Origin of the sequence: Commensalibacter melissae (assembly GCF_003691365.1) — a bacterium.
In the GTDB taxonomy this organism is placed as follows: domain Bacteria; phylum Pseudomonadota; class Alphaproteobacteria; order Acetobacterales; family Acetobacteraceae; genus Commensalibacter; species Commensalibacter melissae.
Genome location: NZ_CP033087.1, coordinates 185,714 through 202,500, shown reverse-complemented (window position 1 = coordinate 202,500; position 16,787 = coordinate 185,714). Strand labels below are relative to the sequence as shown.

Genomic DNA, 16,787 nt, shown 5'->3' with positions numbered 1-16,787 from the left:
TAAATTCGCAACTTGGATATGATTGCTCATTTCAAGACCTATACATCCATATAAAATCAGAGCTGGTGATAGTCCATTATAAAATAAATTGGCCCATTCATTAAAATGTAATCCATATAATTTCTTATAAGTTAATATAAAACCTGTACCACCGATCAATATACCTAAACACAAAGCAATATACTTATCCATTACAGTATGTTTTTTTATTTTAAAAAAGATATAAGCAACGCATAACCCGAAAAAAAAGTTGAAAATCTGGTTATCTCCGAGAAAAAATGGAACATGATGAATCCAATGTTCCACATAAACATATAAAATGACCAAATGTAAAATTGCCCAGATTATAAAAAAAGGAAGCAATGATTTTCTAGGAAACAAACAAATAAAACAGAACATTACAAGATAAAAATACTGTTCGAAGGGCAATGTCCATGCAGCATTCTGTAATGGCATATCAGTAGTTAAAAGGAAAAAATGTGAAATATTTTCTATTTTATGCAAACCAGCTGTTTTAATACCATTGCAGTGAAAAAGAATGATAATGAAAATCATGGTAACCCAAAATAACGGATAAATCCGGAAAATTCTTTTTATTAAAAATTTCAATCCTTCCTTAAATGATGCTTTTTCATGGTTTTCAAGAACGTTCAACGCAATGACAAAACCACTTATTACAAAAAATAGATCCACCCCATATCGCACAAAAGGTCCAGAAAACATATATATCGTTGCGAATATGGGTTTAACTTCTATTTTAATCGATAAAAAATGCGCCCAACAAACTGATAAAGCGGCAAACCCTCTTAACATTTGAAGGGTATAAAATTTCCTTGGCAATAATACGGCTCCAAAATATAAATTATTTATAAGGAAATAAATAATTTGACCGTAATGATCAACTATTCTGATTATGTGCTAGAAATTTTATAATCAACTTTTCTTTTGAAGCGATTCAGTATGTTCGGGAAAGGTTGTTTCCCATCCTCCACCAAGTGCTTTATACAGTTGTACTAAATTGGTTGAAATACGTGTTGTACTTTTTACCAAATCATCCTGAGATTGCAATAGTCGACGTTCTGCATCCAGAACATTGATAAAAGTTTGCAACCCCTCACGATATTGTTCCTGTGCCAAAAAAACAGATTGCTGGTTTGAATTGACAGTTTCCCTTAATTTATCATTTCTTAACTGTTCGGCTTGATAAGCAGACAGAGCGTTATCAACCTCCTGCCAAGCACGCAAAACAGTTTTACGATAAGCGAGAGCCGCTTCTTTCTGCTGCGCCTTTTTTAATTGTAATTGACCCTTTAATTTCCCCCCTTCAAAAATGGGAATTGATATCGTCGGTCCAACATTCCATGCCCGTGCTGACCAAAATCCCAAATCCTTGATCGATAAAGATTGAAAGCCCATTTTTGCATCCACGGTTACTTTTGGATAAAAATCCCCTTCTGCCACACCAACCTCTGCAGTTGCAACATGTAAGGCGGCTTCAGCCTCTCTTACATCTGGACGACGTTGCAGCAATTCAGAGGGCAAACCAACAGGAATCTGCGGGGGAACTGGAGGAATTGGTTTTTGTTGTGACAAAATTTGATCCAAGGCGCGGGGTGGTTCCCCCATTAACAATGCAAGGGCATTCATATAATTAATGACCTGCTCTTCCAATTGAGGGAGTTGTGCATTTGTCTGTTCCAGTTGAGCACGGGCATCATGAACATCCAGTTCTGTTACCAATCCACCCGTATAACGTTTTTGAGCTAGATCAAGTGAATCCTGAGCAATTTTCGCATTTTTTCGAACAATATCCAGTTGTGTCTGCAATCCACGTAAAGTTATATAATCATTGGCAACTTCAGCCAACTGGAGGGTTAAAATATCTCGTCGCTCCTCTTCGGAAACTTGCCATAAAGCTTTACCAGCCTCGTACTGACGACGAACACGTCCCCAAATATCAGCTTCCCAACTTGAATCCAGAGCATCAGCCCATTCATTAAAAGTGGGAATATCAATATCCTTGGGGTCAACGATTTTACCTAACTCAGGTTTCTGATTCTCGACACGGTTAATAATTCGACGTGCCATTTTACTACTATGTTGTGCTCGGCTGTAACTGCCCATTGCATTCAAGGTGGGAAAGCGTGCCGATCCTGTTATGATTAACTGGGCACGACTGGCAATCATTCGCTGTGTAGCCATTTGAATATCAAGGTTATTTACGATAGTGCGACGTTCCAGATCAGATAATATCGGATCATGAAAACATTCCCACCAATTCGGATCCAGTTTATTCTTACTAATTTGACTTGTAACATTACCGTGGATTGAATTATGGTTTGGATACCATTTTGAAGGGTACCAAGGTGTCTGTTTTTTAAAATCAGGTCCAACCGCACAACTGGTCAATGCAATACTCAAAAAGGAAAGTGATAAAAAACAAAAGCTATATTTCATAGTTACAACCTGATATCCTATTTTAATATACAGCATTAAACGGGCGTTTTCATTTCGAACCATGATGGTTCTTTAATACTATTTAAGATATGCCTTGATGAATTTACATAGAAGACAAAAATAATATTAATCGAACTGAATTTTGGATTTGGTATAAATGTTTCATCTAACTGTTGAACAATTTCTCCTTGATTTGCAAGCCATATAAAAAATATGCAAAAAGATAAATTTTTTTGTTGCATCATTTTGAATGAAAAGCTACTAAATAAAGCAAATCGAAGCTGCTGTAGCTCAGTGGTAGAGCACTCCCTTGGTAAGGGAGAGGTCGCGAGTTCAATCCTCGCCAGCAGCACCATTTCTAATTATGTATGACAATTTAATATATCACATCTAATCTTGCTAAATTATTAAAAAAAATTATTACAAGATTGTTCTATTTTTCCATTCCCAACAAAATATATTTTCATATTCAATGACTCTGATCACTTCAACAATAATCATACCATCAGTCTGATCATAATAAAATTACAATCAAATCACAAAATACCAACTTAAAGACAAAATTAAAAATAAGTTGTTAAGAATTATTCGATTTTAAGGATTTTGAATTTTAACAACCATCTGTAGATTTAAACCAAATTTTAAAGATGGTAGCGACGGGCGGATTTGAACCACCGACCAAGGGATTATGATTCCCCTGCTCTACCACTGAGCTACGCCGCCTTATCAATCATTGAAAGACGAGTTTAATTACCCTTATTTAAATGACAAAGTCAAGTATTTTTCACTCATCTTCTATAATATTTTAACTATTTCCTTCCGAAAGCTTTTTTTTTCCTGCTGACAGCGCTCTAGGAGGCCTTCCTCTACGGGGCACACGAACCGGTGCAGGCTGTTCAGCCTCTATCTCCTGAACAACAGGAGTTTCATTTGCAGTTTCATCAATCTTAATTTCGACAGCCTCAGTTGTTTCCGGTTCATCCTCTATCATTTTTGCAGGCTCTGTATTATTTGCCGTTTCCTGAAAATTATTGGGACGATGTCTTTGTTGATTAGACTGGTTAATCATATTAACAATACGAGAATAATGTTCTGCATACTGAAAAAAACTTTCGGCATTGACCCGATCCCCTGAACTTATGGCATCCCGTCCCTGTTGAAGATATTTTTCATGTAATTGTTGAGCAGTTCCACGAATACGTCCATTAGGACCGTTACTTTCAAACACATGATTTCGATTAAAAGAAACCTGTCCGTTTTGATGCCGTGCCCCCCCGTTATTGCCTGACCGGTAATAACGACCTCGCATACGTTTTGTATTCATAAGTTATTGTTATACTTTCCTATTAGTAAATATGAAACTAAGGTTACATTTTGATTGGTTGATAGATAATGATTAATATGAAACAAGTAAACTAAATGAAATAAATAAATTGCAATTTAATACTATAATTTATACAGCTATTAATCATTATATTGAGTTAGTAGCTTCTCTTACTATAATTAAAATAAAATTATATGATAAGCTTTTACAATTTTATATTAGAAAAAACAAGGGCTCTTGTATAACCATTTAAATCCTGTTGTTTTTGCACAACATGCAACCCTACATCCCTTCCAATCTCTGTAACATGCTCTTCCTGTTCAATTCCTAGTTCTAAAATCAAAACTCCCTGTTCCGTTAATAAATCCGCGGCTTGATAACAGATTAAACGATATGCATCAAGGCCGTCCCTTCCCCCAGCCAAAGCTGACATGGGTTCATAATTTTTGACCTCTGGCATTAAATTTAATAATTCATGTTCACGAATATAAGGTGGATTGGATAAAATAATATCAAATTCTCCCTTTAAGGCATTACCCCAATAACCTGTATAAAATATAGATCGGTCGGCCAATTTGCATTTTTCCGCATTTTTCCTTGCCAATCTAACAGCCTGTTCTTTATAATCGACCCCAATTCCAAAACTTTTCGTATATTCAGACAAGGCAGCAAGCAACAGGCAACCTGTGCCGGTACCCAGATCCAGAAAATTATAACGAGTTTGGCGTTTCGGAAACAATTTCAACAAAACCTCGATCAAAGTCTCGCTATCAGCGCGAGGAATTAAAGTGGCTTCTGACACTTCCAAATTTAACGACCAAAATCCTTTTTCCCTCACAATATAAGCGAAAGGTTCATGCTGACTTCGTCTATAAAAATATGAACGAATTAGGACAGGATCGATCAATTCTCTTTTATCCATCAAGAATAATTCGGTTCTGCTTTTTTTTAACGCCGCAGCTATTAATAACATTGCCTCTCGTCGCGGTGCTTCAATTCCTGCCTTTTGAAAAAGCATCTCGCCTTCCTGAATTAATGAGGCCAACGATATTTGTACACTATTATCCATGTAATCCGGTAAAAATCAATTTATCCAAATATAAAAACAACTAATGCTTTTAAACGATAATATAACTAAGGCGTTAGACAGAAATAAAAGGCAAAACCAGATTTTTTTCCTAGGTATTCTCTTCAGAGGCCAATAGTCGGGATTGTTCTTCCTGGATTAAATAATCGATAATTTCATCAAATTCCCCCAACATAACACGATCAATTTTATGCAACGTCAAATTTACCCGATGATCAGTAACACGTCCTTGTGGAAAGTTATATGTACGAATACGTTCAGAACGATCTCCTGTTCCCACCTGAGAACGACGGTCTGCCGCACGATTTTCATGAGCGGCCAACCGTTGTTGTTCATATAAACGTGCACGCAGGATCTTCATGGCTTTCGCCTTATTTTTATGCTGACTTTTTTCCTCCTGCATCGCCACGACCACACCTGTCGGAATATGAGTGATCCGCACCGCACTTTCCGTTTTGTTAACATGCTGTCCACCAGCCCCAGAAGCACGATAGACATCAATCCGCAGATCACTTTCATCAATTGTGACATCCACTTCCTCTGCCTCAGGCAATACCGCAACGGTTACTGTTGAAGTATGAACACGCCCCTGACTTTCGGTAGCTGGAACACGTTGCACGCGATGAACACCCGATTCATATTTCAAACGGGCAAAAACTCCCGTTCCCGTGATTGAAGCAATCCCTTCTTTAAGACCGCCCAATCCAGTATCACCATATTCCAGAATTTCAAAGCGCCAGCCTCGAGATTCCGCGTAACGTTGATAAGCGGAGAAAAGTTCTGCCGCAAACAGACCCGCCTCATCACCCCCAGCCGCTGGACGTAGCTCTAAAATTGCACTTCGTTCATCGGCCTTGTCCTTTGGTAACATTGCCAAACGAATCTGATGTCTTATTTCTGGAAGTTTTTCATGCAAACCCTGTAACTCGGCCTGTGCCAAATCTCTCATTTCAGGATCATCAAGCATTTCCTGAACAGCCTGACAATCCTTTTCTGCCGTCCTTAAAGATTCAATCAAGGCTACAAGCGGATTCAATTCAGCATATTCACGTGAAGCCTCAATAAATTCATCCCCGGATATCTCAGTGGATAACAAGTGTTGCAATTCTTCTGACCGAGCTATGATTTTATCCAGACGATCATTAAAACTTGCAGAAAATTCTTCAGAAGACATAAATTATTTCGCCAATTTCAAAATAAGCTGAGAAACCAAATCATGCAAGGCAACCTCGACTTGTTCACCAGAATTCAAATCTTTCAACTGAACAACTTGTTTGGTCGCCTCATCCTCACCAATAAGCAATGCAATAGACGCTTTCCTTTTATTAGCCCACTCCATTTGTTTACGGAAATTCCCTTTATAGGTCATTTCAGCGGCAATTTTATGAGTTCGCAATAGCTGTAAAACCGTAAATGCCATTTCATGAACCGCATCAGAAAATACAATGATCGCTACAGATTTAGGTTGGACAGGTATCGAATTCAATAAAAGAGCCAATCTTTCAACCCCAGCCGCCCATCCAATAGCAGGAACAGAAGGTCCCCCCATTTCTGCAACCAGCCCCTCATATCGTCCGCCCGCCAGAACGGTACCCTGTGATCCAAGCTTTGTCGTTACAAATTCAAAAACCGTATGACTATAATAATCCAATCCACGAACAATATAATGATTTTCTCTAAATGGAATTTTAAACTGATCCAATGCTTTTCGTAACCTATCCCAGAATTCCAGTGCTGTCGGAGTCATATAATCTTTCATTAACGGAGCATGATCCAATAACGCTCTATCCTGTGCCGCCTTACTGTCCAAAATACGTAAGGGATTTTTCTCCAACCGATTTTGACTATCTTCTGATAATTCAGATTTAACAGTTTTGAAATAGGCAATTAAAGCTTCTCGCCATGCTTGACGGCTGGTCAGATCCCCCAGCGTGTTCAATTCAAGATCAACATTATCTGAAATACCCAGGGCATTAAGAATATGCTGCCCCATTGCAATCATTTCCGCATCTGCAAAAGGGGTTGCCGTACCCAGCAATTCTGCACCAATCTGATAAAACTGCCGATAACGGCCTTTTTGAGGACGCTCATAACGAAACATTGGACCGGCATAAAAAACCTTTTGAGGAAGGGTTTGGGTCAAAGCATTTGTAACCAAGGCACGGCAAATTCCAGCTGTTCCTTCGGGACGCAGGGTGAGAGAATCCCCACCACGATCCTGGAATGTATACATTTCCTTGGAAACAATATCCGACGTATCCCCTAAAGAGCGCGCAAAAACACCTGTTTCTTCAAAAACCGGTGTTATCCATTCTTCAAACCCATATAATGAAGTAATATTTTTTGCGGTTTGCATAACATATTGATGATTTTTTGCCTCGTCACCAATCAAATCATGGGTTCCACGAACGGGTTTAACCACACTCACTTTAAACTATCCTATGTTTGAAATTATATTTTAAAATTAATTCTTTTCTTTTTTTTGAGCAGTTTTTTCCGCTTCAATCTGTGCGGCTTTTTGTTCAACCAATTGCACAATATGGTTAATCATTTCTTCAGCCGGAATCGTATGATCCTGCTTTCCACCAACATAGACCATATGACGTCCTGATCCACCCCCGGTAACACCCACATCCGTCATGGTGGCTTCGCCTGGACCATTAACAACGCAACCAATGACAGAAAGCGTAATTGGCGTTTCAATATGAGCCAAACGTTCTTCCAATGTTGCAACCGTTGGAATGACCTTAAAACCTTGACGCGCACAGGAAGGACAGGAAACAACCCTTACCCCCCGATGACGCAAACCAAGCGTTTTCAGTATATCCCAACCTACAACGACTTCCTCTTCAGGTTCAGCCGATAAGGAAACGCGCATTGTATCCCCAATACCTGCCCATAAAAGTGAACCTAATCCAATGGAGGATTTTACAGTTCCCGCTCTTTTCCCTCCCGCTTCAGTAATACCGATATGCAATGGATAGTCACAAGCTTCAGATAATAAACGATAAGCTTCAACCGCCAAAAAAACATCTGAAGCTTTAACACTAATTTTGAATTCGCGAAAATCATTATCTTCTAGGATTTTCGCGTGCTCCATCGCACTTTCCAATAAAGCCTCCGGATTAGGCTCTCCGTATTTTTCCAAAAGATGTTTTTCAAGAGAACCCGCATTAACCCCGATACGAATTGAACAGTTATAATCTTTTGCCGCCTTAATTACATCCCGAACACGATCCGCATTACCAATATTTCCTGGATTAATCCTTAAACAAGCGGCGCCTGCCTGTGCAGCTTCAATCGCCCTCTTATAATGAAAATGAATATCCGCAACAATTGGAACTTCCACATTACGGACAATCTCTTTCAGCGCCCTGGTACTATCCTCATCAGGACAGGAAACCCGAACAATATCAACCCCCACCTTTTCAGCTTTTTTAATTTGTGCAACCGTTGCCTGTGCATCACTGGTCAGCGTATTTGTCATTGTTTGAACACTAATCGGTGCATCCCCGCCAACAGGAACAGACCCCACATTAATTTGTCGACTTTTGCGACGAATAATTTGCTGATATGGGCGTAAACTCATTAATTTTTCTCCAAGTTAATTATGGTAATGCCTTTAACCTTAAAAGAAACAATCTTAAAAGATCAATTTTACACCATCTTCTTTTAACTAACCAACCCCATTAAAATATGCAATATATAACCGCTTAAACATAAAATATTTGTCCTAACGATTATCAGATCCTTCAGTCTTTTCCTGATCATTATTTAAATTCAAGCCATTCTCATTGACCATTTTCTTCTTATTTTTTTCAGGCATTGCATCCGAATTATTATCTACAGGTTCTGTAACAATCTTTTCCAATAACTCAGGCGTTATAACAAAATGCCGTAAAACCTTTCCCCTTTCACCCAGAGGCCTTGACTGCTTCCCATTATTTTCAATAATGACAGCCCCGGCATTGCCAATGGTCATAACAATCCTTGCATGATCTGATGGAACAGTCCAGCTTTCACCTTTTTGCAATGTTTTTTGCAATAAAATACGACCCTGTTGATCCTGAACCTTTAACCAACTGGCTCCGGATGTCCTGATAATGATATTGTTATCAACTTTTTCTGTTGTCTCATTATCTTTGCTTTCAATATTTTTTACCGAATCAGGATGTTGTTGATCAACCTTACCTGATGAGTCAGATGCTTTACTGGTTTGAATAGAAGAGGGTTCCTGTGGTTTCTGTTGATTGTCTATAGATGAATTTTGTGGAGACAACTTATTTTCTTGTAAAAAATTGTTTTTATCACCCTGCGAATAATTTGCCGGTTCCGAAGCCGGTTCATTTGTTTTTTGAGACTGGGCTACCTGTGATTCAAGTTTATGGATAGCATTGGAAACATTTTGATCCGGTTTTGCATTATTTACGTTTAGAGAGGGCATAACAGATGCAATCTGTGGTGAAATTTTTTCCTGCGCCTGATCTTTACCATTTTTATCCATAATGGATGGAATAGTTTCGGCAGGAACCTTTCGATGATCAGTCATTTTGTACCAGCCAACATATCCCCCGGCAATAATCAGTAAACCTGCAAAAATAATTACAGCGGCAGGAACGCCAGATTGAGGGACAGGAGCAGGAAACAGTAATTTCTGTTTATATTCTGTTCCCTGATGCTCAAAACGAAAGCGCTTGATTACCTCGTCAACATTCAGTCCCAGAAACTCTGCATAAGAACGCAAAAAACCGGCTGCATAGGCTATACCGGGCAACTGATCGATCTGCCCATCCTCCAGAGCCTTTAAAAAAACCAACCGGATTCTCAGCCTCTGAGAAATATCCTCCAAACTCAAGTGCAATTCTTCTCTTCTTGAACGAAGCATTTCGCCAATAGATTGTTTATTCGCATATTGTTCAGGTCCATTACTCATTTGCTTAAAACCCATTATATAGAATGTTCACATATCTGATATACGTTGTTGTCGTCTTACCAAAGCCTCAATTGCCTGTTGCATAAGTGTATGAAAGATATCGGTAACAGGTAAAATTTCCTTTACCATTCCCACGGATTGACCAGCCATAACCGAGCCATATTCCACATCACCTTCCTTTACCGCACGACGCAAAGCCCCCGCCCAAAAATGTTCAATGTCCAGTTGAGCATCCTCTTTACTTAATTCACCATTACGATATTTTTGAATTACGGCGGCTTGATGCTTCATGAACGCTTTTGTCCCTAGATTGGAAAGACCACGCACGGGAATAACTGGAAAACTATCATCCAACTGTACTGAAGCGACTGCATCCCGTGCCGAAGCGTGAATAAACGCTTTTTTAAACCTCTCGTGGGCTTGACTTTCTACCGCTGCAGCAAACATCGTGCCCAACTGTGCGCCAGAGGCACCCAATTCAAGAAATGAAACAATGGCATCGCCACGACCCAATCCACCCGCAACAAAAACAGGTATTTCACGAATAACAGGTAAAATTTCTTGAGCAAGTACAGTCAAAGAAACAGGACCTATATGTCCCCCTGCTTCTGCCCCTTCTATCACCAGTGCATCAACACCCATTTTAAGCAAGCGTTTTGCCAAAATCAAGGCTGGAGCAAACGCAATAACCCTAGCTCCCCCATCCTTAATTTGCCTGATTGCTGTAATCGAAGGAATACCCCCTGCCAACACAATATAATGAACCTTTAGACGCAGACAGACATCAATCAATTCAGACAATTTGGGATGCATCGTAATCAGATTTACCCCAAAAGGCTTTTTTGTCAGTGCCTGAGTGGCCTCGATTTCGACAGCTAGCATTTCGGGTTCCATTGCTCCACATGCAATCACGCCAAAACCCCCGGCATTGGAAATGGCTGAAACCAGATGATGCTCACTGACCCAAGACATAGCTCCGCCAAGAATGGCAACCTCACTTCCCAAAAAATCAGTGCCACGTTTCCACAGACGCTTCAATTCCCTTTTTGCTTGATCATATGAAACTAAATCCATATTCATTTTATCAGTCATTCATTTGATCCAATCCATAAGCTGTATGTAAAGCACGTACAGCCAATTCCACATACTCCGCAGCAACAATAACAGAAACCTTAATTTCACTTGTGGAAATCACTTGAACATTTATAGAACGTTCCGCCAATGTTTTAAACATAATATTTGCGACACCAGTATGAGAACGCATCCCAATTCCAACCACACTGATTTTTACAACATCCTCATCGGTCAGCAATTGTGAGAATTTAATTGTATCTTTTGCCTGTTCCAAAAGCTGTTGAACCTGTAACAAATCCGTTTTAGGCACTGTAAATGTCATATCTGTGGTTTGATTTGTCCCGCTACTCTGCACGATCATATCAACATTAATATTGGCCTCTGCCAAGGGCCTGAAAATAGAAGATGCCACTCCAGGAAAGTCGGGAATACCTTTTACAACCACCTTTGCTTCATTCAAGGAATAAGCGATTCCTGTTACTTGTTCTTTTTCCACAATTTCATCCTCACTAACAACTAAAGAACCTGGCAAAGACCCCTCCTTTGACGGGTCATGATCTTCAAAACTTGAAAGAACCTGAACACGCACCTGTTCCTTCATGGCCAATTCTACACTTCTGGTTTGCAAGACCTTTGCACCGACAGAGGCTAATTCCAACATCTCTTCATATGCGATTGCCTTTATTCGTTTTGCCTTTTTTACTATTCTGGGATCAGTTGTGTAAATTCCATCTACATCCGTGTAAATATCACATCTTGTAGCATTCAAGCTTGCAGCCAACGCAACCGCCGAAGTATCGGATCCACCCCGTCCCAAAGTTGATATACGCTTATTTTCATCTATTCCCTGAAATCCGGCAATAACAGGCACAACTCCAGCCTGCATGCATTCTATCAGAGCTGCTGATTCAATCTGTTTAATTCTGGCCCTACCATGCGCATCATCTGTAATTATGGGAATTTGCCAACCTGACCATGAACGTGCTTTAATCCCCATTGTTTGCAAAGCAATAGCCAAAAGCCCGCTGGTTACCTGTTCACCTGTCGCTACAATTGAATCATATTCGCAGGGATCATATAGGGGATTGAGGGTTTGACAATATTCAACCAGCTGGTTTGTGACCCCTGACATAGCTGACACAACCACGGCTACTTCACATCCTGCGCCAACTTGTTTTTTGACTGTTTGAGCGACCTTACGAATCCTGTCCAAATCAGCAACCGACGTCCCACCAAACTTCATTACGATCCGGGGAATATCACAAGACATAAAAAATAAACTCCACAACTATTATTTTCAGCATTTAAATATGATATAATGAAGCATAAATCTCATTTTTCTAATATCATTCAATAATTAACCCAATTATTATTTATAAGCAAATAATTGACTTTTCTATTACTTTTCTTCCACCGAGGGTGAAATAAATGCCTATCGATACTACAGATAATGCCAATAAGCAAAATAATTCAATTATCACGAATGAAATTGATCATTTTAATCAGCTCGCAGATCAGTGGTGGGATCGAAAAGGGCCCATGAGCTCCCTTCATGACATGAATGATCTTCGTATTGAATGGATCAACCGCAACTTGAGACATAATAACCAATATTACAAATCCGGCAATATTCTGGATATCGGATGTGGAGCCGGTTTGGCCAGTGAAGCCCTGGCAAATATGGGATACAATGTGTTGGGAATAGATGCCGGAGAAAAAGTTATCAAAGCCGCACAATATCATCTAGATACAACACCCTTGCTCCCTAAAGGCGGCTCATTAACCTACAAGGTGGGGAGCATTGAGGAACTTGTTCACGAAAATCAACATTTTTCTGTCATTACGGCCCTAGAGCTACTTGAGCACGTTAATGATCCTCAGAACTTTATCCATAATATCTCCCAGTTGTTACAAACCAATGGCATGATTTTTGTATCAACAATCAACCGTACATTACCAGCCTTTCTATTTGCCAAGGTAGCAGCTGAATATATTACACGCAAGTTGCCTGTCGGTACACATAACTGGAGACAATTCATCACACCTTCTGAATTGGGCAAAATGGCACATTCTGCCGGATTACGCATAAAATCTATTGCCGGAATGACTTTCTATCCAAATGGATGGAAACTGACCCAGAATGTAAAAATCAATTATATTGCCTGCTTAACAAACTCATAATTTGTTAACTACAAAATAAATTAAAAAAAGCTTTTAGAAAAAACTAGAAGCTTTTTCTCTCACTCCAACATTATTGGATTGACTTAATCATATCCCTTAAAGAATTTTGCCCGTTACCCTTACATCCAACTGTTATTAAACCTTACTTGCCTTTTTCATTTACTGGTTTCTGACGACAACCTGGAATGGACAAAATGGTTTTGATAACATGCTGATGAGAAATTGCCTTGGTGCATTCGAACTGTCGGGAAGTGTTGCTATGTTTCGGACAATATAGGAAATTATTATGATCAAATAAATATCGAATATCATTCCAACATCCATTACAAACATGCGTATTGAACACACGATAAGGCGTCTTGAATTCAGTTAATGGATTGGTAAATCCTGAAATAACAACAACTGGAATACCAGCACCCCATGCAAGCCAGGCAAGGCCAGAAGATAATCCGACAAAAAATTCGGCATATTTTAACCAGCGTACTCTTTCCGTCAAAGGACGCGGACCTGTTTGATCTTCCGCACCGTTTGGAATATGATTCCAAACAAGATCCTTTCCGAAAACCCTGTCCCTATCAATACAAATTACACGATATCCAAGGCTTTTCAAAAAATCAATAATATAATGCCATCCAAAAGGATTGTTCCAGTATTTACATTGTGTCGAGGCCTGTGTAGCAATGACTACATAAGGTTCTGGAATAGGTCTTGTATCTTCACTTGCAACCAAACAAGGGGGAACCTCTTCAGGATCCACACCCAAAATATATCCTGCCGTTCGATGTAATCCTACCAACCTGAAATCACGAGGTTGCCAATTATTTTGTTCATCCTCAAAAAACAGACCTATATAATATCCTGCATAAAATTTGTTTTCAATTTTCTGTTGAGCATAAACAGAAGCGTCAACAAATCTGATTTCCGGATAGGCTTTTTCAAACAAATCAATAAGATTTTTTCCCAAAGCCAATGTCAGTTTACAGTCATGTTTCTTCCTAAATTTTTCTGCATAGGGCACCCAACCCAGTGAATCCCCCAAGGATCCGACTGGAAAGGCAATTAAAACTTCCTTGCCCCGAGCATTATATTCATGAACAAGAACCTCTTCTTGCTTTCCATCCCTATGAATCTTTGAAACAATGATTTTTCCATTCATATAATGATGTTTGGCAGTGGTTGCATATCCTTGATCCTGGCAGGTTTGATCCAGCAAGACAACCTCTGTATCAAGATCCATTAAACAAACGCGCCATCCCTCCCCTGCAGCTGGTTTTGGAACATATACGCGTATTCCAAAATTAAAATCGTATAAAATACCCATGGGTCCTTTTTGGGTAGGCTTAGGAGAAGCCTGTATAAATTGGTTTACCAGATTTTTGGTGCTATTTGCCGGCTTTTGTTCTGTTTGATTGTTCACCTCTTCACCACCAATCATAGGTGAAAATCGTTTATCCAATGCTTGAATGGCGTCTTGGACCTGCCTGTTTTGTGATAAATTATTTATTTTGTTAATTAATTCACTTTCCTGAGTCTGCTTGTTTTCCAGAGAACTTGATAAATTGTCTTCACCTTTAACTTTTAATTTAACTCTTTCAAACCCTTCTACTCTCACCTTATCATTCTGGGTCAAGATAGTTCCCTTTCAATGTAGAATTAAAATTATTTTTATAATTCAGAATTACAAATTTGCTTTGCTAATAAATGACATAAATCCGTATATGTTTGACATGCGGTCATAAAATCAGATGGGTCAATCTCAACGTGAAATTTTTCTTCAAATTTATAACGTAAGTCTAACAAAAGGTCATAATTAACCTCTTTGTTCAACAATTTGTTGCGTGTTAATTGCTTTACATTCCCCCTCCAATCTTTCGTTACATTTCCAATCCATTCTTCTACTTGATTATATGCCTCTTTAAAAGACAAAAATGCTGTAATGATCGGAACCTGATATCGAAATTCCTTAATGACAGGAAGTTTCTTCTCGCAAAAAGCTTCTCGCGTACGCGCAATCTGAATTTTGCCACTGGGTGTTTTTAAGACACCTCCCGGACGTGTCAATACAATTGTCCGAGGCCAAATCATATAAAGCTTGATTACCTTTTCATAAATATATCCGGCAATTTCTTCATATGACTTGACGGGATTTCGTATGGTTTCCGCAAGAATGGTTATTGATGTTGGATCCTTTAAATTTTCAAGAAAGAAGGTTGTTCCATTAATGCGGATATCAGGACAGGAATTTTCCAATGTGCCACTAATATCGCCAGGATCATATTTCTTGTTGCCTAATGTTATGACGTTGCTGATCCTTCCAGCAAAGTACAATTCATTTTCATAAATGAACCCCAAATCACCGGTCCGTAAATAAAATTCCTTGGAACCAGATAATTTTGCATGAAATACATCCTCTGTTTCTTCTGGACGATTGAAATATCCTCTCGCAACACTGGGTCCAGAAACGCAAATTTCTCCGACCCGTCCATCTCGTAGGATTTGGTCGTTTTCCGGATTCACAATAACAATCTTTTGATCCTCCAAAGAATAACCACATGAAACCAAAATGCGTTGATCATTAACATCAGAAGCCTGCCTAACGAAACCTGTCATCAGGGCTTTTCGTGAAAAATTCCTGATTTTAGGGGAAACATTTGCCTTGCTGTTAGTAACGGTTAACGTTGCCTCGGCAAGACCATATCCAAAAATGAAATGCCTGGCCCTGAACCCTGCCGAGGAAAATCTCTTGCAAAATTTTTCTATTGTTTCAGCCTGAGAATTATCTGCCCCATTCACTGCTATTTGCCATGACGATAGATCTAATTTCCTGATCTCATTTTCCGTGATTTCCCTTAAACAAAGATTATAGGCAAATGTTGGTCCGCCAGAAACCTGTATTTTATATCTGGTAATCGCCTGTAACCATCTTACCGGTTTTTCAATAAAATATTTTGGAGGCAACAGAAAAATTTTTCGTCCCAAACCTACTGGAACTATAATCCCCCCGATTAATCCCATATCATGAGCGAAAGGTAACCAACTCAATCCGTTGCATTCACTTTCAAGAATTTTTTCACTTGCTGGCTGATGTCGCACATTATACATCAAGTTACGATGCGTAATCAAAATCCCTTTCGTATTCCGTGTCGTCCCTGAACTGTACTGAATTAGAGCAACATCCTTATTATCACCCTTTTTAATTAATTTATCCCTGACATTTAATAAAACCTCCAGGGGAATCCAGACAGGATTACAATCCAGTTTCCGAAAATAATCTTTATATTCGATCAGTAAATGACGTGGACCAATAACAAAATCTGGTTGCGCATCATTTAAAACCGTTGCAAATCGTTCATCACTGCGAATAACATCAACATGAATTCCTGAAACAGGGATCATATTGGCATATATACAGCCAAAAAATGCCAAAACATAATTCAAATCATTTTCACATAAGATCAAAACCCTGTTTTTTTCCTTGCCAAAATGATGCAGTCCTGCCGCAATAACCGAAGCCTGATGATCAAGTTGAATGGCCGTCAGAGTGTCAACAGGATCACATTGGTCATTCAACAGCGTATAAATAACCATTGAGGGTGATGAACATGCACGATGCCGCACCATATCAACAAGGGTATCGTTTCGCCAATCAACAACGTTATGTCGCTTACAAGTTCGGTCTTCCGTCTGTTCTTTCGGGATAATCAAAACCATCTTTTCTTTACCAATACCAT

General features: G+C 39.2%; 13 protein-coding genes and 2 tRNA genes (1 of these 15 cut by a window edge). 2 read left to right on the top strand and 13 right to left on the bottom strand.

From position 1 onward, the window contains the following. Together D9V35_RS00830 and D9V35_RS00825 are read right to left on the bottom strand one after the other, a co-directional pair. Nucleotides 1-840, bottom strand: the 5' portion of a protein-coding gene (locus D9V35_RS00830; protein ID WP_162988515.1) for an acyltransferase family protein. Its footprint begins 228 nt before the window's first position; the window shows 840 of its 1,068 coding nt (coding positions 1-840); it begins with the start codon at nt 838-840; its stop codon lies beyond the left edge, outside the window. A gap of 93 nt (nt 841-933) precedes the next feature. Beyond that, nucleotides 934-2,520: an efflux transporter outer membrane subunit gene (locus D9V35_RS00825; protein ID WP_240993384.1), complete on the bottom strand. Its 1,587-nt coding sequence runs from the start codon at nt 2,518-2,520 to the stop codon at nt 934-936. Between the two features lie 217 nt (nt 2,521-2,737). Here D9V35_RS00825 and D9V35_RS00815 point away from each other — a divergent pair. Further along, nucleotides 2,738-2,812, top strand: a tRNA-Thr gene (locus D9V35_RS00815). Between the two features lie 293 nt (nt 2,813-3,105). Here D9V35_RS00815 and D9V35_RS00810 read toward each other — a convergent pair. From D9V35_RS00810 to D9V35_RS00770, 9 genes are all read right to left on the bottom strand, one after another. Beyond that, nucleotides 3,106-3,180 (bottom strand) — tRNA-Met (locus D9V35_RS00810). Nucleotides 3,181-3,262: 82 nt separating this feature from the next. Beyond that, nucleotides 3,263-3,781: a DUF4167 domain-containing protein gene (locus D9V35_RS00805; RefSeq protein ID WP_122122911.1), complete on the bottom strand. Its 519-nt coding sequence runs from the start codon at nt 3,779-3,781 to the stop codon at nt 3,263-3,265. A gap of 205 nt (nt 3,782-3,986) precedes the next feature. Beyond that, nucleotides 3,987-4,799, bottom strand: a complete 813-nt coding sequence (gene prmC, locus D9V35_RS00800; protein WP_240993383.1) for a peptide chain release factor N(5)-glutamine methyltransferase — start codon at nt 4,797-4,799, stop codon at nt 3,987-3,989. A gap of 160 nt (nt 4,800-4,959) precedes the next feature. Then, nucleotides 4,960-6,042 carry a peptide chain release factor 1 gene (gene prfA / locus D9V35_RS00795; protein ID WP_122122909.1) on the bottom strand — a complete coding sequence of 361 codons (1,083 nt, stop codon included), beginning with the start codon at nt 6,040-6,042 and terminating at the stop codon, nt 4,960-4,962. Between the two features lie 3 nt (nt 6,043-6,045). Beyond that, the gene (gene hisS, locus D9V35_RS00790; protein ID WP_122122908.1) at nt 6,046-7,296 is read right to left on the bottom strand and encodes a histidine--tRNA ligase; all 1,251 of its coding nucleotides are present in this window, start codon (nt 7,294-7,296) and stop codon (nt 6,046-6,048) included. Nucleotides 7,297-7,332: 36 nt separating this feature from the next. Then, nucleotides 7,333-8,457: a flavodoxin-dependent (E)-4-hydroxy-3-methylbut-2-enyl-diphosphate synthase gene (gene ispG / locus D9V35_RS00785; protein WP_110439535.1), complete on the bottom strand. Its 1,125-nt coding sequence runs from the start codon at nt 8,455-8,457 to the stop codon at nt 7,333-7,335. Between the two features lie 144 nt (nt 8,458-8,601). Continuing rightward, complete coding sequence (locus D9V35_RS00780) at nt 8,602-9,801, bottom strand: helix-turn-helix domain-containing protein (protein ID WP_162988514.1); 1,200 nt, start codon at nt 9,799-9,801, stop codon at nt 8,602-8,604. Nucleotides 9,802-9,828: 27 nt separating this feature from the next. Continuing rightward, a complete protein-coding gene (locus tag D9V35_RS00775) occupies nt 9,829-10,893 on the bottom strand; it encodes an NAD(P)H-dependent flavin oxidoreductase (protein WP_122122906.1) in 1,065 nt (354 codons plus the stop codon). Beyond that, complete coding sequence (locus tag D9V35_RS00770) at nt 10,886-12,145, bottom strand: aspartate kinase (RefSeq protein WP_122122905.1); 1,260 nt, start codon at nt 12,143-12,145, stop codon at nt 10,886-10,888. The genes D9V35_RS00775 and D9V35_RS00770 overlap by 8 nt, the downstream gene beginning before the upstream one ends. A gap of 158 nt (nt 12,146-12,303) precedes the next feature. On the opposite strand from D9V35_RS00770, the gene ubiG reads away from it, so the two are divergent. Beyond that, nucleotides 12,304-13,056, top strand: coding sequence for a bifunctional 2-polyprenyl-6-hydroxyphenol methylase/3-demethylubiquinol 3-O-methyltransferase UbiG (gene ubiG / locus D9V35_RS00765; RefSeq protein ID WP_122122904.1), 753 nt, complete (start codon nt 12,304-12,306; stop codon nt 13,054-13,056). A 142-nt stretch (nt 13,057-13,198) separates the two neighbouring features. Here the strand turns inward: ubiG and D9V35_RS00760 are convergent, their stop codons facing one another. Further along, on the bottom strand, nt 13,199-14,491 hold the full coding sequence (locus D9V35_RS00760; RefSeq protein ID WP_408869340.1) for an autotransporter strand-loop-strand O-heptosyltransferase: 1,293 nt from the start codon (nt 14,489-14,491) through the stop codon (nt 13,199-13,201). A gap of 230 nt (nt 14,492-14,721) precedes the next feature. After that, the gene (locus D9V35_RS00755) at nt 14,722-16,767 is read right to left on the bottom strand and encodes an AMP-binding protein (protein WP_122122902.1); all 2,046 of its coding nucleotides are present in this window, start codon (nt 16,765-16,767) and stop codon (nt 14,722-14,724) included. Nucleotides 16,768-16,787: the final 20 nt, after the last annotated feature.

Bases quoted from the DNA above. Each gene is read 5' to 3' on its own strand.
- ispG (WP_110439535.1), bottom strand. From the start codon at position 8,457: ATGAGTTTACGCCCATATCAGCAAATTATTCGTCGCAAAAGTCGACAA.
- D9V35_RS00775 (WP_122122906.1), bottom strand. From the start codon at position 10,893: ATGACTGATAAAATGAATATGGATTTAGTTTCATATGATCAAGCAAAA.
- prfA (WP_122122909.1), bottom strand. From the start codon at position 6,042: ATGTCTTCTGAAGAATTTTCTGCAAGTTTTAATGATCGTCTGGATAAA.
- D9V35_RS00825 (WP_240993384.1), bottom strand. From the start codon at position 2,520: ATGGTTCGAAATGAAAACGCCCGTTTAATGCTGTATATTAAAATAGGA.
- D9V35_RS00770 (WP_122122905.1), bottom strand. From the start codon at position 12,145: ATGTCTTGTGATATTCCCCGGATCGTAATGAAGTTTGGTGGGACGTCG.
- D9V35_RS00805 (WP_122122911.1), bottom strand. From the start codon at position 3,781: ATGAATACAAAACGTATGCGAGGTCGTTATTACCGGTCAGGCAATAAC.
- D9V35_RS00760 (WP_408869340.1), bottom strand. From the start codon at position 14,491: ATGATTGGTGGTGAAGAGGTGAACAATCAAACAGAACAAAAGCCGGCA.
- D9V35_RS00780 (WP_162988514.1), bottom strand. From the start codon at position 9,801: ATGAGTAATGGACCTGAACAATATGCGAATAAACAATCTATTGGCGAA.
- prmC (WP_240993383.1), bottom strand. From the start codon at position 4,799: ATGCTTTTTCAAAAGGCAGGAATTGAAGCACCGCGACGAGAGGCAATG.
- D9V35_RS00755 (WP_122122902.1), bottom strand. From the start codon at position 16,767: ATGGTTTTGATTATCCCGAAAGAACAGACGGAAGACCGAACTTGTAAG.
- ubiG (WP_122122904.1), top strand. From the start codon at position 12,304: ATGCCTATCGATACTACAGATAATGCCAATAAGCAAAATAATTCAATT.